Origin of the sequence: Halobellus ordinarius (assembly GCF_031823395.1) — an archaeon.
GTDB lineage: Archaea > Halobacteriota > Halobacteria > Halobacteriales > Haloferacaceae > Haloquadratum > Haloquadratum ordinarius.
This window is the reverse complement of the sequence record NZ_JAVQKJ010000016.1, coordinates 35,463-54,549: the sequence shown is the minus strand read 5'-3', so window position 1 is coordinate 54,549 and position 19,087 is coordinate 35,463. Positions and strand designations below refer to the sequence as shown.

19 protein-coding genes are annotated in these 19,087 nt (G+C 65.1%); 10 read left to right on the top strand and 9 right to left on the bottom strand.

The window, feature by feature from the left end; all coding sequences use genetic code 11:
- Positions 1-84: 84 nt before the first annotated feature.
- Both RJT48_RS19280 and RJT48_RS19275 read left to right on the top strand, forming a co-directional pair.
- The gene (locus RJT48_RS19280; RefSeq protein ID WP_311173987.1) at positions 85-1,221 is read left to right on the top strand and encodes a glycosyltransferase family 4 protein; all 1,137 of its coding nucleotides are present in this window, start codon (positions 85-87) and stop codon (positions 1,219-1,221) included.
- 26 nt (positions 1,222-1,247) lie between these two features.
- Complete coding sequence (locus tag RJT48_RS19275) at positions 1,248-1,613, top strand: DUF7475 family protein (RefSeq protein ID WP_311173986.1); 366 nt, start codon at positions 1,248-1,250, stop codon at positions 1,611-1,613.
- Between the two features lie 62 nt (positions 1,614-1,675).
- On the opposite strand, the gene eif1A is transcribed toward RJT48_RS19275, so the two are convergent.
- Positions 1,676-1,960, bottom strand: coding sequence for a translation initiation factor eIF-1A (gene eif1A, locus RJT48_RS19270; RefSeq protein ID WP_311173985.1), 285 nt, complete (start codon positions 1,958-1,960; stop codon positions 1,676-1,678).
- Positions 1,961-2,462: 502 nt separating this feature from the next.
- On the opposite strand from eif1A, the gene RJT48_RS19265 reads away from it, so the two are divergent.
- The 3 genes from RJT48_RS19265 to RJT48_RS19255 all read left to right on the top strand — a co-directional run bounded on the left by RJT48_RS19265 (position 2,463) and on the right by RJT48_RS19255 (position 4,188).
- Entirely contained in the window at positions 2,463-2,627 is a 165-nt protein-coding gene (locus tag RJT48_RS19265; RefSeq protein ID WP_311173984.1) for a DUF7512 family protein, read from the top strand.
- Positions 2,628-3,665, top strand: coding sequence for a sulfite exporter TauE/SafE family protein (locus RJT48_RS19260; protein ID WP_311173983.1), 1,038 nt, complete (start codon positions 2,628-2,630; stop codon positions 3,663-3,665).
- A gap of 121 nt (positions 3,666-3,786) precedes the next feature.
- A complete protein-coding gene (locus RJT48_RS19255) occupies positions 3,787-4,188 on the top strand; it encodes a helix-turn-helix domain-containing protein (RefSeq protein WP_311173982.1) in 402 nt (133 codons plus the stop codon).
- 90 nt (positions 4,189-4,278) lie between these two features.
- Here RJT48_RS19255 and RJT48_RS19250 read toward each other — a convergent pair whose 3' ends face one another.
- The 4 genes from RJT48_RS19250 to RJT48_RS19235 all read right to left on the bottom strand — a co-directional run bounded on the left by RJT48_RS19250 (position 4,279) and on the right by RJT48_RS19235 (position 9,243).
- Positions 4,279-6,201 carry a beta-CASP ribonuclease aCPSF1 gene (locus RJT48_RS19250; RefSeq protein WP_311173981.1) on the bottom strand — a complete coding sequence of 641 codons (1,923 nt, stop codon included), beginning with the start codon at positions 6,199-6,201 and terminating at the stop codon, positions 4,279-4,281.
- 180 nt (positions 6,202-6,381) lie between these two features.
- Positions 6,382-7,494, bottom strand: a complete 1,113-nt coding sequence (locus RJT48_RS19245) for an NAD(P)-dependent alcohol dehydrogenase (protein WP_311173980.1) — start codon at positions 7,492-7,494, stop codon at positions 6,382-6,384.
- 259 nt (positions 7,495-7,753) lie between these two features.
- Positions 7,754-8,968, bottom strand: a complete 1,215-nt coding sequence (locus RJT48_RS19240; protein ID WP_311173979.1) for a TIGR04347 family pseudo-SAM/SPASM protein — start codon at positions 8,966-8,968, stop codon at positions 7,754-7,756.
- Positions 8,965-9,243, bottom strand: coding sequence for an Htur_1727 family rSAM-partnered candidate RiPP (locus tag RJT48_RS19235; RefSeq protein WP_311173978.1), 279 nt, complete (start codon positions 9,241-9,243; stop codon positions 8,965-8,967). Before RJT48_RS19235 ends, RJT48_RS19240 begins: the two co-directional genes overlap by 4 nt.
- A 100-nt stretch (positions 9,244-9,343) precedes the next feature.
- On the opposite strand from RJT48_RS19235, the gene RJT48_RS19230 reads away from it, so the two are divergent.
- Positions 9,344-9,889, top strand: coding sequence for a halocyanin domain-containing protein (locus tag RJT48_RS19230; RefSeq protein ID WP_311173977.1), 546 nt, complete (start codon positions 9,344-9,346; stop codon positions 9,887-9,889).
- A 206-nt stretch (positions 9,890-10,095) separates the two neighbouring features.
- On the opposite strand, the gene RJT48_RS19225 is transcribed toward RJT48_RS19230, so the two are convergent.
- From RJT48_RS19225 to btuC, 3 genes are all read right to left on the bottom strand, one after another.
- Entirely contained in the window at positions 10,096-11,118 is a 1,023-nt protein-coding gene (locus RJT48_RS19225; RefSeq protein ID WP_311173976.1) for a transcription initiation factor IIB, read from the bottom strand.
- Between the two features lie 132 nt (positions 11,119-11,250).
- Positions 11,251-12,603: an ATP-binding cassette domain-containing protein gene (locus RJT48_RS19220; protein WP_311173975.1), complete on the bottom strand. Its 1,353-nt coding sequence runs from the start codon at positions 12,601-12,603 to the stop codon at positions 11,251-11,253.
- Entirely contained in the window at positions 12,600-13,619 is a 1,020-nt protein-coding gene (gene btuC / locus RJT48_RS19215) for a vitamin B12 ABC transporter permease BtuC (protein WP_311173974.1), read from the bottom strand. Before btuC ends, RJT48_RS19220 begins: the two co-directional genes overlap by 4 nt.
- 60 nt (positions 13,620-13,679) lie before the next feature.
- Between btuC and RJT48_RS19210 the strand changes: the two genes are divergently transcribed.
- The 3 genes from RJT48_RS19210 to aroA all read left to right on the top strand — a co-directional run bounded on the left by RJT48_RS19210 (position 13,680) and on the right by aroA (position 16,742).
- Positions 13,680-14,852 (top strand): PGF-CTERM-anchored ABC transporter substrate-binding protein, encoded by a 1,173-nt coding sequence (locus RJT48_RS19210; protein ID WP_311173973.1) that lies wholly within the window; start codon positions 13,680-13,682, stop codon positions 14,850-14,852.
- Between the two features lie 106 nt (positions 14,853-14,958).
- Positions 14,959-15,408, top strand: a complete 450-nt coding sequence (locus tag RJT48_RS19205; protein WP_311173972.1) for an acyl-CoA thioesterase — start codon at positions 14,959-14,961, stop codon at positions 15,406-15,408.
- A 32-nt stretch (positions 15,409-15,440) separates the two neighbouring features.
- Positions 15,441-16,742, top strand: coding sequence for a 3-phosphoshikimate 1-carboxyvinyltransferase (gene aroA, locus RJT48_RS19200; RefSeq protein WP_311173971.1), 1,302 nt, complete (start codon positions 15,441-15,443; stop codon positions 16,740-16,742).
- 287 nt (positions 16,743-17,029) lie between these two features.
- Here the strand turns inward: aroA and RJT48_RS19195 are convergent, their stop codons facing one another.
- Positions 17,030-17,491, bottom strand: a complete 462-nt coding sequence (locus RJT48_RS19195) for a pyridoxamine 5'-phosphate oxidase family protein (RefSeq protein WP_311173970.1) — start codon at positions 17,489-17,491, stop codon at positions 17,030-17,032.
- A 121-nt stretch (positions 17,492-17,612) separates the two neighbouring features.
- Between RJT48_RS19195 and aroC the strand changes: the two genes are divergently transcribed.
- Positions 17,613-18,818: a chorismate synthase gene (gene aroC, locus RJT48_RS19190; RefSeq protein WP_311173969.1), complete on the top strand. Its 1,206-nt coding sequence runs from the start codon at positions 17,613-17,615 to the stop codon at positions 18,816-18,818.
- Positions 18,819-19,087: the final 269 nt, after the last annotated feature.

Here is a 19,087-nt window from a genome sequence, read left to right as displayed (position 1 = left end):
AGGGGGCAAAAGCGCGACGGCGGTGTGCCGCAACCGTGAGAACTGGACGGAAAGTGACTCACGGGAGGAAGTCGAACGGTACGTATGGCCCGCGTCGCGGTGGTCCACAACACACTCGATTTCCAGGGGGGTGCGGACGTCGTCTGCCTCACAGTCTGCAGCGCCCTGCAGCGCGACCACGCCGTCACCCTGTACACCCTGTCAGAAACGGATCCCGCGGCGCTCGCCGATCGCTTCGGTGTGGACATCGACCACGAGGCGCTCACCGTTCGGATGCCGCCGTTCGCCGGGGCGATCGCCGGCGCACTGTCGTCTTTCGCCCCGCTTGCTGGACCACAGTTGGCTCTCCGGAGTGTACTTCTCGGGCGATACTTCGCCCGGGACGCGAGTGATTTCGACCTGGCGGTGAGCACCGCAAACGAACTCGCGTTTCCGATCCCCTCTGTTCAGTATGTCCACTACCCGCAGTTTCACACCCATCGGCTCACACATTCCGACCCAGAGGACGCCAGCGACGGGGTCGGTGCCCGAATCCTGAGTCGCGTCGCCGGTCCGGAAGACGAGGCACTCGCCGCACCAACCACCACGCTCGTGGCGAACTCGGCGTGGACGGCGGGCGTCGTCGACCGTCTTTACGGGGTGAAACCGGCGGTTCTCCACCCGCCCGTCGATCCGATCGAGGGCGGCCGCGACTGGGCCGACCGGGAACCGGGCGTCGTCGTCGTCGGACGGCTTGCCCCCGACAAGCGGATTCTGGACGCGATTCGTGTGGTCGATCGGGTACGGGCGCGCGACCACGACATCCATCTCCACATCGTCGGCGGAGCGCCGCGGGCGTACCGACAGTATGTCAGTCGAGTCGAGACGGCTGCTACCGAGCGCTCGTACGTCTCAGTCGAGGTTGATGTCCCTCGATCACGCCTCGAGATGCTTCTCCGAACACACAGGTACGGACTGAACCTCAAGCCGCGCGAACACTTCGGAATGGCTGTCGCGGAGTACGTTGCCGCCAGAATGGTCGCTTTCGCACCCGACAGCGGCGGCCAGCGGGAGATCCTCGACGAGCGGACGGACCGACTGTTCGAGTCTATCGACGAGGCGGTCGATCTGCTGTCCGCCGCAATCGAGGCTGACGGCCGACCGACCCTCCCCCGGGACCGCTTCGCCAGTCGGCGCTTTCGCGAATCGGTTCGCAGGATCGTAAATCGAGCCGTAGCTTGAAGTTGCCGTGTGGCCTTCGTGAACGTATGGCAACAGCAGATCAAGGGCTGTCGATCCAGACCGACTCGTTGACCGGACTCCACTGGCTCGGTGTTGCGTTGGCCGCGATAAGCGGCATCATCCACCTCGTATTGGGCGTGAATTTCATCTCGGACCCGCTCGGATGGGCGTTTCTGATCGCTGCCATCGGATTCTTCGCAGGGGCGGGTGCCGTGCTCGTCGACTACAAGCGACGTCTGATGTATCTGCTTGGCATTCCGTTCACTGTGGGACAGGTCGTCGCGTGGTACGTCCTCAACGCGCCGGACTTTTCACCGCCGGGATACGCCGACAAGGCCGTGCAGATCGTTCTGATCGTAGTGTTGATCGTCCTCTACCGTCGGGAAGCCTGAACAGGACGCCTCACGGCGACCGGTTATGGAGAATTAGCCGAGCGTCGACGCGAGCAGCCGGGTCATTCGATGTGGCCTTCTTCGCGCAGTTGCTGTGCGTCCTGCTCCGAGTACCGCCACTCGATGTTCGCTTTCTCGTCCTGCCAGTCCCACGGCTCCACGAGGACGACGTCGCCCTCGTTGATCCAGGTCCGGTACTTCATCCGGCCGGGGATCCGGCCCATCCGATTTTTGCCGTCGTTGCAGCGGACGCGGACGTGATTGCCGCCGTTGTGCTCGGTGACCACGGCGAACAGCTCGTCTCCGTTGGGCATTCGTAGGTTGCGACGCCCTGTTTCTTCTGTCACACTTGTAGTACGTCAGGCAGACGGATAAAGTATCGGTTAGCGTCGGTGGACCCGGGAGTCGTCGGGTATTCAGTATCAAAAATCAGGCGTTGCTGATGTGTGGAGCACGACGAGAATAATGATAGCTTATGGGAATATAGTACACGATCTGAGATTGCCGGCTTCGGGATCCTGAGCCGTCTCTCCGGCAGATCCGGCCGGCACCGAGAGATCGGATACGGTTGCAAATGACTCGGGGGCGCCCCGGCACTTCGCGGGAATCCTGGGTGCGCGCGACCGAGTGCATATCCATTAGAGGGGATCTGAGAAGGGGATATACGCCCGCATCGACGCCAGGTGGGAGATCGATAGCGATGGATGCGTTTCCTGTAACTTATCGGTTGCCACTGGATTTAGTATTGTGCAATCGACCCAAAAGCGTTATTAGTGGCTACCGGATACCTTGCGCTGACCAGTATAGTATGATGCATACACAACTACACAACGCGAACGGGGGGAAAGTATGGTAGATGTTGGCGCCATCGTCAGTGCTTCGGGGCCGGAGGCACGGGCAGCAGTGATGCTCGTCGGGACCGTGCTCGTCGAGGCGATCATCCTCTACGTCGGGTACGGAGCCCTCACGAACGCACTGGAACCGACCGTTCGTCGGCTGATTGTAAAGGAATAAATGATAGAGATACTCGGAATCGGTGCCGCGACGCTGGCGCTTTTCGTCGGCTTCGGCCTGCTCATCGGGATCCTCTTCGGGTTCTTCGGGATGGGAGGCTCGTTCCTCGTGACGCCGGCACTGCTGGTGATGGGGTATCCCTCCCGTGTCGCCGTCGGGAGCGGCCTCGCGTTCGTCTTCGGGACATCGGTTATTGCAACGCTGAAGCATCGGGACCTCGGACAGGTCGACTACAAACTCGGCGTCCTGATGATTGCCGGAACGACGCTCGGGATCGAGGTCGGTAAACGGATCGTGTTCTTCCTCGAAACCTTGGGTCTGGCCGGCAGCATCATTAGCGTCACCTACGTGGTCCTTCTGGGTGGCATCGGCCTGTTCGTCACCTACGAAGCGATTCAAGGCGACGACGGCGGCGGTGTGGATCACGAGGCAGAGGCCGACGCGGAGGTCGATGCCGAAGAAATCCCGGACATCGCAAAGAAGATCCAGTCGTACCGCGTCCCGCCGATGATCAGTCTCCGCGGCGGCATCAGCGTCTCGCTGTGGATGATACTGGGCGTCGCGTTCGCGACCGGGCTCCTTTCGGGATTCCTGGGCGTCGGCGGCGGCTTCATCCGGATGCCGGCGCTGTTCTACCTGATCGGCGTGCCTGTTCCGATTGCGGTCGGGACCGACTTGTTCGAGATCGTCTTCTCGGGCGGGATCGGAAGCTTCCTGTACGCGATGGACGGCGGCGTCGATCTCTCGATCGTCGCCCCGCTCCTGGCCGGGAGTGCCCTGGGAGCCCGTTTCGGCTCGGCGGCCACGAGCATCGTCGACGAGAGCGAGATCAAGGTCTACTTCGGCCTGATGTTGCTCGGTGGGTCCGTCGCAGTCGCCATCCGGGAGCTCGGGTCGTACTTCGAGATGCCAGTTCTCGACACCGTCAGCCTCGTGTTGATTCTCGGATCTGCGCTCCTGGTCAGCGGGATGGTCGTGTACAGTAGCCTCGTGGAGTTGCGGCGCGGATCGGGTCAGCAGTCCGTTACTCCGGAGTGAGGCCACGCTGAACACCTGCGGTTTTTCCGAAAACGGCCGCGCTCGACGAGGATGGTAGTGCGAGATTGTACGAATCCCACACAAGCCTTTTGGTCGCCGGCGTCTAACCGTCGGTAGAAAGATGCCGGATTCGATGTCAGAACAACTACAGCGGGATATGGAGTGTGAGGGGTTACTTGAGTGTTTCCACGGGCTCAAACAGCTCGACAAGGAGTGTTTCCAGGTCCTCGTCCGCGCCGAGGAACCGCTCACGGTCGACGAGATCGCCGAGTTTGTCGATCGCGAACGGTCGACTGCGTACCGGTCGATCCAGCGGCTGCTCCAGTCGGGGTTCATCCAGAAAGAACAGGTGAACTACGAACAGGGTGGCTACTATCACGTGTACTCGCCGACGAACCCCGAGCAGATCTCCGACGAGATGCAGCGGATGCTCAACGACTGGTACGCGAAGATGGGCCAGCTGATCCAGGAGTTCGAGGAGAAATACGACCCGCAGAAGGCCGAAATTCCCGCCAAGAGTTAAGCGACTTTCATAGATCGCTTCTCTGACATCCGGGTTTGTTGTCGTGCGTGAGCCAGTGGCTGCGCAAACGGTCGGGGTTCCCCCACCGCCCTAATCATCGAACCGGAACGTCTCCAGGTTCCGCGGCGCGTACGTGCGCACATTGTACTTCTGGTAAAGTCCCGACGAGAGCTGATCCGTGGAGGACTCGTCGCCGTGAACACAGAGAATCTCCTCCGGGCGGGGGTTCATCGTCCCGACGAAGTTCTCCAGTCCGCTCCGATCCGCGTGTCCGGAGAAGCCGCTGACAGATTCGACGTCGAATCGGAGGGTCAGCTGTTCGCTCCGGCCCCCACGATCACTGAAGGGGATCTCTCTGCGGCCGCTCTGAATCCGGCGGCCCAGCGTACCCTGTGCCTGATACCCGACAAATATGAGCTGGTTTTTCTCTTCGGAACCGAGCAGTTCGAGCCACGACATAATCGGTCCGCCGGTGACCATCCCTGACGTCGAAAGGATGACACACGGCTCGTCGTCGGCGATGTCCTGTCGCATCTCCTGCCCGCCGTCGACCTGCTGGAAGTGGTCGGCGAGGAACGGGTTCTCGTCCTCGTGGAGGATCCGATCCCGGAGGCCGTCCCGGAGGAACTCCGGATAGGCGGTGTGGATCGCGGTCGCTTCCCGGATCATCCCATCGAGATACACCGGCATCGTGGGGAGTCGCCCCTCCCGCATCGCCTCCTCCAAGAAAAGCATCAGTTCCTGTGACCGACCGACGGCGAAGGCGGGCATAACGACCTTGCCGTCCCGCTCGTAGGTACGGTTTATCAGCTCTGTGAGTTTCCGCTCGGAGTCCTCCTGATCGGTCTGGTAGTCGTCCCGGCGGCCGTACGTCGACTCCATCACGAGCGTCTCCACCCGCGGGAAGTCGTTCGAGGCGCCGTTGAACAGGCGCGTATCGGTGTAGTGGACGTCGCCGGAGAAGACGATGTTGTGGAACCCGTCGCCGATGTGGAAGTGCGAGACCGTGCTGCCGAGGATGTGCCCGGCGTTGTGGAACGTGAGTTTGATGTCGGGCGCGATGTCGGTGACGTCACCATATTCCAGCGTGATCGTGTGTTTCAGCTCCTCGCGAACCATCTCCGAGTCGTACGGCGGCGTCCGGCCCTCTTTCGCCGCGACGTCGAGGTAGTCCAGCTGGAGCAGTCCCATCAGGTCCCGGGTCGGCTCTGTCGTGTACACCGGCCCATCGAAGCCGTACTTGAACAAAAGCGGCAGCAGGGCGGAGTGATCGAGGTGTGCGTGCGTGAGGACGACCGCGTCGAGGTCGGCGATCGGGTTCGCCTCCGGGACCTGGAGATAGGGGACCTCTCCCTCTGCGCCCGGTTTGTCGCCGCAGTCGACGAGAATCCGCGTCTCGGGGGTGCTGAGGACGAAGCTCGCCCGCCCGACCTCACGACAGCAGCCGAGCGTGGTCACGCGGACCCAGTCGGTCTCGCCGCTCGGTTCCCGGTGGATCTCACCGCCGACGCGTTCGAGGAAGTCCCGGCGGTCGTCCCGCGCTTCCATCAGGAAGTTCCGGACGTTGTCGACCGTCGAAGACTCCATCGGCGGCGTCCGGAGAACGTCGGGCGTCCACCCGACCTCCTGGGTGATCTCCCGCAGCGTGCTCGCGCGACGGCCGATGACGAGACCGGGCTTTTCGGCCTCGATCAGCACTTCCCCCGTCGCCGGATAAAACTGGAGGTTCGTGATCCCGGCATCGTCGGGGATGAGCTCCATAATCTTCGGCTTCGCCTCCGCCGGATCCAGTTGGGTTCCCGCGGCGGGCCGAACGGTGATTCGCTTCCGGAGCGTGCTGGCGAGGCGGCGGATCAGGCCGTCGCGTTCGGCGAACTTCCGCGGGGTTTCGGTGTAGATGACCAGTTCCGGGCCTTCGTAGGCGACGCGCGAGACGACGAGGTCCTCGGGGATCTCGTCTTCGAGCTGTGATCTGACCCGTTCGAGCGGGTCGGTAGTGTCGTTAGTACTCATACGTGTCTGAAACGCCGTACGGGGAAGGACAGCTCGGTACGGAAACCGGACGGGGCACCTCGACGCCGGGCGAACGCACGCCGTCTCGGCGTCCGTGCCCCAACGTCCTCCACACGAACGGTCGAAATCGTCTATCGTCTCTTACCCCAGAGAGTATATAAACGTTTTTCGCTGTGGCCGCTACGGCTCGCCCATCCGGAGGATGGGTTTGATCGCGGTGCCCTCCTCGGAGGCTTCGACCGCCGCCTCGATCTCGTCGAAGTCGTAGTAGGTCACGAGTTCGTCGAACGGGAACTTCCCCTGCCGGTACAGTTCGATCAGGTCGGGGATGAACTCCTTGGGGTTGCTGTCGCCCTCGACGATCCCCGTGATCGACCGGCCGTTGAGGATGAGATCGTTGACGTCGTAGCTGGCTCGTGTCCCCAGCGCCGGGGCACCGACGACCCCGAGCGTCCCCCGCTGTGTGAGCGTGTCGACGGCTTGTTCGGCGACGTCTGCGACGCCTGTCGACTCGACGGCGTAGTCGACACCGCCGCCGACCGCGCCGCGGACCGCCGTGACCACGTCGTCGACTTCCCCGGGATTGACCGTCGCAGTAGCACCGAGCTCCGCGGCCTTCTCCAGCCGGTTCTCCTTGAGATCGATGGAGACGATGTCAGTACAGCCTTTGAGATCCGCTGCCAGCACCGCCGACAGCCCGACCGAGCCGGCGCCGAAGATGGCGATCGACGACCCGGCCTGCGGGTTCAGCGAGTTGATCACCGCGCCGGCGCCGGTCTGGATGCCGCAGCCGAGCGGCCCGAGCAGTTCCAGGGGGACGTCGTCGTCGACGACCACGACGTTTCGCTCCGTGGCGATCGCGTGGGTCGCAAACGACGACTGACCGAAGAACCGGCCGCTCAGCGTTTCACCGTCGCGCGAGAGCGGCGACGTCCCGTCCTCCGGGCGTCGCCCGCCGAAGTTGTGCTCGAAGAAGTCCTCACAGAACGCGGGATGTCCCGCGCGGCAGCTGGAGCAGTCGTCGTCGTAATCGAAACTCAATACGACCCGATCGCCCGGTTCGACGCCCGTCACGTCGTCGCCGACCGCCTCGACGACGCCCGATCCCTCGTGACCCAGCACCGCGGGAAGCGGTGTCGGATACAGTTGATCGCGGACGATCATATCGGTGTGACAGACGCCGGTCCCGACGACCCGAACCAGCACCTCCGCGCCCTGTGGATCCTCCAGTTCGACGTTCTCGATCGTGAACGGGCCACCCTCCTCCTCGACGATTGCGGCTTGTATTTGCATACCACAGTGTGTACCAGAGAAGCGTGGTAAAGTGTATCGGCCCCAGTATCAGACGGCTGACGTTCCTGGCGACGTCTCCCTCGGACTATTCGTAACCGCGAGAGGCCGCTGCGTCCCCCTGGGTCAATGCTCGTGGCAAAGAAGCCGCGAGTTCCGGCGGCACGTCCTCGAAGCGTCGCAAATGACTACTCTCGTCTCTTCCCGCCAAGCGTCGTCAACGGGGGTGGCGCTCGGCGATACCAAGTGAGAGTACTCAGTATCAGTCCGCGGCCGTGCCGCCGACGTCCGCTGCCGGCCCGAGTCGCTCGCCCTTCGTCAGGTAACACTGCGGGTCGGGACCGAACACGTCGCCGTCGCCGGCCAGCGCGCGGAGGCGAGACCCGCCGCGGCAAATGTCTTGATACTGGCACTCCGCGCACTTGCCGGTGAGGTGGTCCTCGCGGTTCCGCAGCGCGTGGAGGAGCGGGTTCGACTCGTCCTCCCAGATCGCGCCGAACGGCCGGTCCCGGACGTTCCCGAGGCTGTAGCCCTGCCAGAACTGCGTGAGGTGGACGTTCCCCTGGTAGTCGACGTCGGCGACGCGCTCGCCGGTCGGATCGCCGCCGTTGACCTCCAGATACCGCCGGACTGCGGCTGCTTTCTCGTCGCTGAAGTGCTCCCGGGCGTACTCGACGAGGAACGCGGCGTCGGCGTAGTTGCCGACGAGCAGCGTCTCGATCTCCTCGCCCTCGTCGTGGTATTCGAGGGTCATCTCACACAGCCGTTCGACCGCCTCGCGGCGTTCCTGCGGCGTGAGGTCGGCGTCGGCGATTTCGCCGCCGCGGCCGCCGTAATCGAGGTGGTAGAAACAGAAGCGATCGAGGCCGACCTCCGAGAGCAGTTCGACGACCGACTCCATATCCGCGGCGTTCTTCTCGGTGATCGTGTAGCGGAGCCCCGTCTTCAGCCCGGCGTCGAGGAAGTTTTCGATGCCCCGCACGGCTGCGTCGAACGCGCCCTCCTCTCCCCGGAAGGCGTCGTTGCGCTCGGGCATCCCGTCGACCGAGACGCCCGCGTACTTCAGGCCGGCCTCACGGAGCGCGGCGGCCCGTTCGGGCGTCGCAAGCGTCCCGTTCGTCGAGAGCACCGGCCGGATGCCGAGGTCGTCCGCGTAGGCGACCAGCTCTTCGAGGTCGTCGCGAACCATCGGCTCGCCGCCGGAGAAGAGCACGACCGGGACGCCGTAGTCGGCGAGCTCCGCGAGCATCGCCTTCCCCTCGGCCGTCGACAGTTCGCCCGGTGCCGCATCGAGGTCGGCGCCGGCGTAGCAGTGCTGACAGTAGAGGTTACACTGCCGCGTGAGGTTCCAGACGACCACCGGTTTGGTCGTCCGCTCCTCGGTGATCTGCTCGCGGTCGGAGTCGCGGCCGTCGTCGTACCGGAGGCCGTCGCCCTCGGCGTCCAGATCACACAGGAGTTTGCTGATCGAGATCACGACTGATCACCCTGCGGGAGGTCTCCCGCTGGGGCCGCCGCTTCCAGGCTGCGGTCGGTAAAGCGCGCCACGTCGTCGGCCCGACAGAGCCACAGCGTCTCCGCCGTCCACTCGAACAGCGAAGACGCCTGCTCGTGGGCGACCTCCTCGGTCGGCGCGGAGACGCTCCCGACGTGCCGCAGCGGTTCCTCCCCGTCGCTGCGGAGAAACACCTCCCACTCTGGGGTGGTGTCGCCCCGCGGTTCACTCACGCGCATCCGTCTGGTGTCACTCATCGTTCCCAATATGTAGGTCGATATCCGAACAGGTTCCGGCCGTTTTCGGAGAGTGAGAACGGAAGTGGTATCCTTAAAAGGAACCTCCCTAGCGGTACCGATGTCAAAGAGAGATACGACGCGGAGACGGTTTCTCGGTACCGCCGCTGCGATCACCGCTGCCGGCCTCGCCGGCTGTTCCGGTGGATCGGGCGGCGGCGACGGGGGTTCCGGCGATACTGACGGGAGCGACAGCAACGGGGGCTCCGACAATACAGAGGGGAGCGACAGTGACGGGAGCACCGACAGCGGATCGATGCCCTCCTTCGACGGCTATCTCGAGGAAACGTCGAACTACGACGGTGTGGTCGATGAAACCGGCAGTTCGGAGGTAGCCGTCAAGGTCGGCACGGAGGCCAACGGCGGCTACTTCGGCTTCGGACCTGCGGCCGTCCGCGTCTCGACCGGGACCACCGTGGTCTGGGAGTGGACCGGGCAGGGCTCGCTCCACAACGTCGTCGCCGAGGACGGCTCCTTCGAGTCCGAACAGACCGACGAGGAGGGGTTCACGTTCTCTCACACGTTCGAAGAAGCGGGTACGACGAAGTACTACTGTACGCCCCACGAGACGCTCGGAATGAAGGGCGTCGTCGTCGCCGAAGAATAGCTACGACGACCGACAGACGCTCTGATACTGATTACTCTCGTCTCTTCCCGCCGAGCGCCGCTATCGAGGGTGGCGCTCTGCGGTAAACAGTGAGAGTAATCAGTATGAAGGGACGGTTTCGTCCAAGAATGGGCTGCGACCACAAAGAACGTTCGGGACGGACGATACCCCCGCGATTTCTGCGGTCGGAATCGACGTGACGACTGTTACTGCAGGTCCCAGGCTTCGAGCAGTTCCTGATACCGGTTGCGGATCGTGACTTCCGAGATGTCAGTCACATCGCTGACATCCGCCTGGGTCAGCTGCTCGTTGGTCAACTGCGCGGCGGCGTACAGCGCGGCGGCGGCGAGTCCGACCGGCGACTTCCCCGAGTGGACGTTCTCGCGCTTGGCGTTTTCGAGCAGTTCGCGGGCCGTCCGCTCGGTCTCCTTCGGCAATTCGAGATCCGACGCGAACCGGGGGACGTACTCGGCGGGGTCTGCCGGCTGGATCTCCAGGGAGAGCTCACGGACCAGATAGCGGTAGGCCCGCTCGAACTCCGACTCCTCGACGCGGGAGACCCGGGCGACCTCGTCGATGCTGCGCGGTACCTGCGCCATCCGCGCGGCGGCGTGCAGCGATGCCGTGGCGATCCCCTCGATCGACCGGCCGGGGAGCAGATCCTCGTCGAGCGCGCGGCGGTAGATGACCGACGCGGTCTCCCGGACGTTCTCGGGGAGGCCCAGCGCCGAGGCCATCCGGTCGATCTCGCCGAGGGCCTGCTTGAGATTGCGTTCCTTCGAGTCGCGGGTGCGGAACCGTTCGTTCCAGGTCCGCAGCCGCTGCATCTTCTGCCGCTGGGTCGACGACAGGGAGTTGCCGTAGGCGTCTTTGTTCTGCCAGCCGATGTTCGTCGACAGTCCCTTGTCGTGCATCAGGTTCGTCGTCGGCGCACCCACGCGTGACTTTTCGTCGCGCTCGGCGCTGTCGAAGGCGCGCCACTCGGGGCCGCGATCGATCGAGTCCTCGTCGATGACGAGTCCGCAGTCCGCACAGACGGTCTCGCCGCGCTCGTCGTCGGTCACGAGGTCCGCCGAGCCGCATTCGGGGCATTCGACGGACTCCGACTCGGACGTCGATTCCGTCTCCTCTACTGTCTCTTCGCGTGCCGTATCCGTCGATTCCGCGTCGTGGTCACGCCACTCTCGCTCCGTGCTGTCGCGCGTGCGCGCGTGAAGGGCATCACTCATTTTGTCTTACGGGAGGACGGCGAGAACCGAACCACCGCCTCGCTCTCAATTATACTGTTGTAGGCGAGCCTAAAAAATCTGTCGGCCGTGTGCGAACACAATGCCGCTCCGGCACGCTGGACGGTGCGAGCGTCATCGTGAGCGGTCAGTCGGGAGACCTTCGCGGCGCGCCGGAGCACTTCCGAACTCCCGGTGGGTACCGCCCACAGTCTCGACGACGGCGCGTCGAAGGTTCGCCGGATCGACGACGCGTCCGCGCTCACGAAGCCGGTCGTAGACCGCCTCTGCCTCGGGTCCGACGTAGTTCCGCTCCGAAAAGGGTCGCTCCTCGATCAGCAGGATTTCGTCGGCGCTCGCAGCGGCCCGGAGGTTCGGGAGGTTTCCGGTGCCGACCTCGACATCCGCGACGACGACGCAGTCGGCGTCGTCGATCCGCCGTTCGACCGCCTCCCGTGCCGCCGGATCGACGCCGGCGAAGGGATCGACGGTCACGACGTCGAGGCCGAGACTCCGGGCGGCCTCGGTGTCGGTGTCGCCCTCGTTGAGCGCGCCCACGGAGACGTCGAATCCGGCCGCATCCAGCACGTACAGGTGCCGTGCGGCGGTCCCACCACCGCCGACGACGTGGACGCGTCCCGCAGCCCGCTCGGAATCGGCGGCGCGCCCGTCCGGCAGCGCCGTGACGTACACCGAGCCGGTGACCGGATGGCGGGACACCACGGCGTTGGCGTCGAAAGCGTCCTCGAGGGTCGACTCGGTGAGTACCGACGCCGGCGGGCCGTGGGCGCCTACGTCACCGTCCGCGAGGAGCAGCAGTTCGTCGCAGTAGTGTGCCGCGAGGTTGAGGTCGTGGATCGCCGCGATGACTGTCTTCCCCGTCGCCACCAGCTTCCGGACGAGTTCGAGCGTCCGGATCTGGTGGTTGATGTCGAGGCTCGCGGTCGGTTCGTCCAGGAGTAAAAGCGGCGTCTCCTGGGCCAGCGAGCGTGCCAGGAGGACGCGCTGCCGTTCGCCGCCGGAGAGTGTCGTGATCGGTCGGTCGGCAAATTGGCGCGTGTCGGTCCGATCGAGAGCACGGTCGACCGCGTCGGTGTCGGCCTCCCGCCAGGTGCCGAACCGCGAACGGTGTGGGTTGCGGCCCATCTCGACCACGGAGCGGGCGTCGAACTCGAACGTGACGGTCGTATCCTGCGGGACGGTCGCCACGAGCCGGCTCGCCGCTTTCGAGGAGAGGGTGTGGACGTCCCGGCCGCCGATGGTCACGCCGCCGGTGTCCGGACCGAGCGTGCCGTTGAGCGTCCGGAGCAGCGTGGTCTTCCCCGCGCCGTTGGGGCCGATGAGCCCGAGGAAGGTCCCGGAGTCGACGGTCGCGTCGATCCCTGCGAGTACGGTCGTGTCGCCGAAGCCGACGCGGAGGTCCGCAATCTCGACGAGCGGATCGGGGCTCGTTCGGAGAGGACTACCCGACTCCGTATCGCCGCTCACAGCCCCGTCACCTCCTGAGAGCGGAGCAGATACAGGAAGAAGGGCGCACCTAGTGCGGCGGTGACGATACCCACCGGAATCTCCGTCGACCCCGAGCGAGCGAGGGTGTCCGTCGCCACGAGAAAGGACGCGCCGGCGAGCGCGCTGGTCGGAAGCAGGATCCGGTGGTCCGGGCCGACGAGCAGCCGCATCGCGTGCGGGACGATCAAGCCGACAAAGCCGATGACGCCGGTGACGGCGACTGCAGCGGCGGTAACGACGCTCGACGCCGCGAGCAGCAGCCGTTTCGTCCGCTCAACCTCGATACCGAGGGTTTGAGCGTCCTCCTCCCCGAGCAGGAGCACGTTCAGATCCCGCGCGTAGAGGAGCAAAATGAGAAACAGCGGCGGGAGCACGACGGCGATGACCCGCACTTCGGCCCACGTCGTCCCGCCGAGGTGGCCCATCAGCCAGTAGACCACGCGCCGGAGGCTCTGCCCGCTGTAGAGGAGCAGAAGCGAGATGACCGCTCCGAGCAGCGTCTGGACTGCGACGCCGGCCAGCAGCAGTGTGGCGGTCGGTGTTCGGCCGTCCTGCGTCGCGATGAGATAGACCGCGAACGCCGTGATGACCGCCGAGACGAAGGCCGCGCCCTGGAGTTCGAGCCCGAACGGGAACGCGAAGGGGAGTACGACGGTCGCCACGGCACCGACCGCCGCGCCCGAGGAGACCCCGATGATCGAGGGATCTGCCATCGGGTTCCGGAAGAACCCCTGCATCACGACGCCGGCGGTTGCGAGAGCGAAGCCGACGAAGGCGGCGAGGGCGATCCGAGGCAGTCGGACGTCGAGGACGATGATGCGACTCGTCCGTTCGACCGGGAACGAAAGCGGCGAGGGCTCCGCCGAGAGCAGCACCTTCGCCACCGTCGCCGGCGCGATCGACACGGGGCCGATGCCGGCGCTGACGACGACGACGGCTGCGAGCGCACCCGTGAGGGCGCCTGCCCAGGCGACGGTCCGCGTTCGGAGACTCACTACTACACAAACTGAGTTGGATTAGCCAAGTACTTGTTGCAATAGCGTCCACGGAGGGGTATGCATCGGAGCGTTCTCGTCGTCGCGACATTGCTCGTGTTTGCCGCCGTCGTCCCTGGCGTCGGGGCCGCGGCCATCACAGATGAGCCAGCCGCGGACGCGGCTGGGAGTGGCGCCGTCGACGCCGTGGCTGACGGGGGAGCTAGCCCCCCAGCAGATCACGACTCGGAGACCTGTGAGTTCCCCTACGAAACCACTGACGCGACCGGGGCGGACGTCGAGATCCCGTCGGACCCCGAACGGATCGTCACGCTGAATCCCAGCGCCGCACAGACGATGTGGGAGATCGGCGCCCAGGACGAAGTCGTCGGTGTCTCCCAGTACGCGAGCTATCTCGACGGCGCCGACGAGAAGGTGAACGTCTCCGGTGCCGGCGGGCCGAGCGTCGAGAAAGTGCTCGGCACGAATCCTGACCTGATTTTGGTGCCGAACAGTTCCTACGGTGCGGCGGCGGACCGGGTCGAGCAACTGCGTGCACAGGGGATTCCCGTGTACGTGTTCGGACAGCCCACCTCTCTGGAGTTCGTCGCCGACAAGACCGAACGGATCGGCCGGCTCACCGGCAACTGCGAGGCGGGCACCGAGCGCGCAGCGGAGATTCGCCAGTCGGTAAACCATATGGAAGAAGCGCTCGAAGGGACCGAGCGACCGGTCGGCCTCAACGTCTTCTACGGGTACACGTCGGGCGATGACACGTTCATCGGCGACCTGATGGAGACCGCAGGCCTGCGGAACGGCGCCGCCGAGGCCGGGATCTCGGGCTTCCAGGTCATCAACGACGAGACGGTCGTCGAGATGAATCCCGGGTGGATCGTCGTGCCCGAGGGGAGCCCGGTCCCGGAGAACGCGGCGTACAACAGTACCACTGCGGTCCAGGAAGGGAATATCGTCCGGGTCGACACGAACTACCTCCAGCAGCCCGCGCCGCGGTCGGTTCAGTCCGCCGAGGTGATTATGCGGCGCGTCCACCCGGAGGCATACGAGGAGTACCGCGCGCTCGAGTCCGGGGAGCCGACGGCGTCGCCCACTGACGACGGCACACCGCCCGAGACGGTGACTCCCGGGACGTCACTGACGACGTCCACGCCGACGTCGACGGGAACGCCCGGATTCGGCATCGTCGTGGCGGTCATCGCGCTCGCGGCCGCAGCGCTGCTTGCGGGTCGTCGGTAGCCGCGACGCCGATGGCCGCGGCGCCGTTCGTGGATCGTCGGTAGCTGCGACGTCGGTAGCGACCCGCCGAGGCCCTGTTTTTGTGTGTCGGTCCACACGGGACGGTATGGCGACTGTCAGCGAAACCTACATCGAGAACAGAGAGCGAATCCAGCCCAACGACACCAACAACTACGGGAGCGCCCACGGCGGCAACGTGATGCGGTGGATGGACGAGGTCGGCGCGCTCTCGGCGATGCGGCACGCGGGCGAGACGTGCGTGACGGCGTACGTGAACAACCTCGACTTCAAGCGGCCGATACCGCAGGGCGAGACCTGCGTCGTGAGGGGGTACGTCTACGCGACGGGCCGGACGAGCCTCCGGGTCCGCCTGCAGGCGTTCCGTGAGATCCCCCAGACGGGCGAGCGTGAGCAGACGACCGACTCCTACTTCGTCTTCGTCGCGACCGACGAGGACGGCTCTCCGACGCCGGTGCCGGAACTCGCAGTCGAGAGCGACCGGTGTAAGCAGCTGCGGGAGGCAGCGCTGGCCGGCGAATCCGGACAGCGAGGGTAAGGATCATACCCTCTCCGGAGCGTACGACCCGTATGGACGTCACTATCTCGCAGTCGCGCGTCGCCGGGCACGTCCGCGCGCCGCCCTCGAAGAGTTACACCCATCGGGCCATCCTCGCGGCCGGATACGGGCGAGAAGCGACCGTCACCGATCCGCTCGTCAGCGCCGACACCCGGGCGACGATGCGAGCCGTCGAGGCCTTCGGCGGGACCGTCGAGCGCGATGGAGACAACGACCGCCTCGTCGTCTCGGGATTCGACGGCCGACCCGGAGTTCCGGACGACGTGGTCGACTGCGCGAACTCCGGGACGACGACCCGGCTCGTCACCGCCTGCGGGGCGCTGGCAGACGGCCTGTGTGTCTTCACCGGCGACGAGTCGCTGCGGTCGCGGCCACAGGGCCCGCTGCTCGATGCGATCGAGCAGTTGGGCGGCCGCGCCGAGTCGACGCGTGGCAACGGGCAGGCCCCACTCGTCGTTGGCGGCGAAACCGGCGGTGGCAAGGTGTCGATCCCCGGCGACGTCTCCTCGCAGTACATCACCGCGCTGTTGATGGCCGGCGCTGTGACGAGTGAGGGGATCGAGATCGACCTGGAGACGGAACTGAAATCCGCGCCGTACGTCGACATCACTCTTGAGGTGCTTGCGGATTTCGGCGTCGACGCCGAGCGGACCGACGAAGGGTTCGCCGTCCCGGGCGGGCAGACCTACGACCCGCCGGGCGGCGAGTACGCCGTCCCGGGCGACTTCTCGTCGATGTCGTATCTGCTTGCGGCGGGCGCCGTCGCCGCCGCGGAGGGCGAGGCCGTCGTCGTCGAGGGCGCGCGACCGAGCGCGCAGGGCGACAGCGCCATCGTCGAGATCCTCGAATCGATGGGCGCGTCGATCGCGTGGAATCGGGGAATCGGCGAGATCACGATCCAGCGAGCGCCGCTGTCGGGGACGACCGTCGACGTCGGCGACACGCCCGATCTCCTGCCGACGATCGCTGCGCTCGGCGCAGTTGCCGGCGGCGACACCGTCATCGAGAACTGCGAACACGTCCGGTACAAGGAGACCGATCGGGTGAGCGCGATGGCTGAAGAACTCGGAAAGTTGGGTGTGTCAGTGACCGAAGAACAGGATCGGCTGACAGTCCACGGCGGCGAGAGCGACCTCGTCGGCACGCGCGTCGACGGCCGCGCGGACCACCGGATCGTGATGTCGCTTGCAGTCGCTGGACTCGCCGCCGCCGGCGAGACGACGATCGAGGGCGGCGAGCACGTCGACGTTTCGTTTCCGAACTTCTTCGAGACGATGGCGTCTCTGGGTGTCGACGTCGAACGGGCCGAGTAGTTCGGCTGGCGTTCCCGCCGTCTACGTCTCGGTGGCCAGCCGCTCGATATCCTCATCGGCTGCGTCTCGGTGGCCAGCCGCTCGATATCCTCATCGGCTACGTCTCGGCAGTCTGCCGGTTGAGGTCCTCATCGGCTGCGTCTCGGCAGTCTGCCGGTTGAGGTCCTCATCGACTGCGTCTCGGCAGTCTGCCGGTTGAGGTCCTCATCGACTGTGTCTCGGCAGTCTGCCGGTTGAGGTCCTCATCGACTGTGTCCGGTGATCTGCCGGCCGAGAGCCCTCTCTGCTTAGGCCTCGCCGGTCCGTCGGCCGGTGATCGAGTCGATTTCCAGTTCGACGATGACGATCTCCATCTCCTCGACGTCCTCGTCGAAGACGCGGATCGGCGAGAACGCGCGGTTTATTTCAGCGGTGTCGAAGCGCTCGTGTTCCGATTCCGGGAGTTCGGCCAGTTGCCCGGTGACGAGGACGCTCCAGGAGTCGATGCCGCGCGGGTCGTCCGTCGGCGTCGTTCCGTGGAGGACGTAGGTCGCCGTCCCGGTCGCCGAGAGGAACTCGTCTTTCGTGCTCCCCTCGGTCACGCCGAGGCGGAAGTAGAGCCGCTCGCCGTCGTAGTAGTGCGCCAGGGGAACCGCGTAGCTGTCGTCACCGTCGGCGAGCGAGAGAACGCCCGTTTCCGTCGTGCGTAGTCGCTCGTCGACCGCCGAGTCGCCCATCCCGAACGTGTATGCGTAGTCGATGTGGTCCATACGGAACTCCCGGGAGACGGGGCTGGTCGTACGCACCCGAGTGTGATATGTGTTCTCGTGACGCCCCGCCGATTGTGCCTTACTGCAACGTATATATGCCCGGAACCACGACGGCGAGGTAATGAACGGGAACCGATTCGGCCGGCTCTTTCAGGTCACCACCTACGGCGAGAGCCACGGCGACGCGATGGGCGTGACCGTCTCGGGCTGCCCGGCCGGGCTCGAACTCGACGAGGAGGACGTCCAGGCGGAACTGGACAGACGAAAACCGGGACAGTCGATGATCACAACCTCCCGAGGGGAACCGGACGCAGTGTCGATCAACTCCGGCCTGCAGGACGGCTACACCACCGGCACCCCGATCGGGATGGTCATCGAGAACAAGGACGCCCGCTCGGGCAAGTACGAGCCGTACGTCACGGCCCCGCGGCCGAGCCACGGCGACTTCACCTACTCCGCGAAGTTCGGGACGCGCAACTGGGGCGGCGGCGGCCGCTCGTCGGCCAGAGAGACCGTAAACTGGGTCGCTGCGGGCGCGATCGCGAAGAAGATCCTCGAAACCGAGGACGTGCAGGTGAAAGCCCACGTGAACCAGATCGGCGAGATCGAAGCGCCGGCGGTGTCCTTCGAGGAGATGCTCGAACACACCGAGGAGAACGAAGTGCGGTGTGCGGACCCCGAAACGGCGGCGGAGATGCGCGAGTTGATCGACGAGTACCAGGAGGCGGGCGACTCGATCGGCGGGTCGATCTACTTCGAGACCCGCGGCGTCCCGCGAGGGCTCGGCGCGCCGCGCTTCGATTCGTTCCCCGCGCGTCTGGGACAGGCGATGATGTCGATCCCGGCGACGACAGCCTTCGAGTTCGGCCTCGGTCGGGAGGCCAGAGAGTGGACCGGGAAGGACAGAAACGAGGACTGGGAGTTCTCCGACGACAGCGAGGCGCAAAGCGCCTCGGAGGCGGCGAGCGGCGACGAGCCGCGAGTGCGAGGCGACCCGGTCCCCGAGGGCAACAAACACGGCGGGCTCCAGGGCGGCATCACGACCGGCCAGCCGATCTTCGGCGAGGTCACGTGGCACGCCCCGACGTCGATCCCGAAACAACAGCGCACCGTCGACTGGGAGACCGGGGAGGCAAAGGAGATCCAGGTGGTCGGACGACACGACCCCGTGTTGCCCCCGCGGGCGGTCCCGGTGGTTGAGGCGATGTTGAACCTCACGATCCTCGACTTTATGCTCCTCGGCGGCCGCATCAACCCCGACCGACTCGACGACAACCCGGGCGAGTACGACACCGACTACCATCCGTCGAGCCCGGACAACGAGTGATGGACGCTGGCTGATCTGGGGCCGCCCGCTGGGTAAGCAGGGGACGGTCGATGGTTTATCGCGAGATAGTCGGCGCGTCGACGACGGTTCTCGGTGCCAGATATCTGATGCACTTGTATCCGATTTTTGATATTTTGGCCCACAGATTCGTCTGATTTGTAAATGTATTCAGTTGTGAACCCACCGATTGATACGATTGGTAGTTCGGCCGGATATAAGAGGAGTATCGAACGTATAATAGGTCTTTCATCATCTTTCCTTGGTAACTT

Coding starts and splice junctions, on each gene's coding strand:
- RJT48_RS19280 (WP_311173987.1), top strand. CDS start 85: ATGGCCCGCGTCGCGGTGGTCCACAACACACTCGATTTCCAGGGGGGT.
- RJT48_RS19275 (WP_311173986.1), top strand. CDS start 1,248: ATGGCAACAGCAGATCAAGGGCTGTCGATCCAGACCGACTCGTTGACC.
- RJT48_RS19265 (WP_311173984.1), top strand. CDS start 2,463: ATGGTAGATGTTGGCGCCATCGTCAGTGCTTCGGGGCCGGAGGCACGG.
- RJT48_RS19260 (WP_311173983.1), top strand. CDS start 2,628: ATGATAGAGATACTCGGAATCGGTGCCGCGACGCTGGCGCTTTTCGTC.
- RJT48_RS19255 (WP_311173982.1), top strand. CDS start 3,787: ATGCCGGATTCGATGTCAGAACAACTACAGCGGGATATGGAGTGTGAG.
- RJT48_RS19250 (WP_311173981.1), bottom strand. CDS start 6,201: ATGAGTACTAACGACACTACCGACCCGCTCGAACGGGTCAGATCACAG.
- RJT48_RS19245 (WP_311173980.1), bottom strand. CDS start 7,494: ATGCAAATACAAGCCGCAATCGTCGAGGAGGAGGGTGGCCCGTTCACG.
- RJT48_RS19235 (WP_311173978.1), bottom strand. CDS start 9,243: ATGAGTGACACCAGACGGATGCGCGTGAGTGAACCGCGGGGCGACACC.
- RJT48_RS19230 (WP_311173977.1), top strand. CDS start 9,344: ATGTCAAAGAGAGATACGACGCGGAGACGGTTTCTCGGTACCGCCGCT.
- RJT48_RS19225 (WP_311173976.1), bottom strand. CDS start 11,118: ATGAGTGATGCCCTTCACGCGCGCACGCGCGACAGCACGGAGCGAGAG.
- RJT48_RS19210 (WP_311173973.1), top strand. CDS start 13,680: ATGCATCGGAGCGTTCTCGTCGTCGCGACATTGCTCGTGTTTGCCGCC.
- RJT48_RS19205 (WP_311173972.1), top strand. CDS start 14,959: ATGGCGACTGTCAGCGAAACCTACATCGAGAACAGAGAGCGAATCCAG.
- aroA (WP_311173971.1), top strand. CDS start 15,441: ATGGACGTCACTATCTCGCAGTCGCGCGTCGCCGGGCACGTCCGCGCG.
- RJT48_RS19195 (WP_311173970.1), bottom strand. CDS start 17,491: ATGGACCACATCGACTACGCATACACGTTCGGGATGGGCGACTCGGCG.
- aroC (WP_311173969.1), top strand. CDS start 17,613: ATGAACGGGAACCGATTCGGCCGGCTCTTTCAGGTCACCACCTACGGC.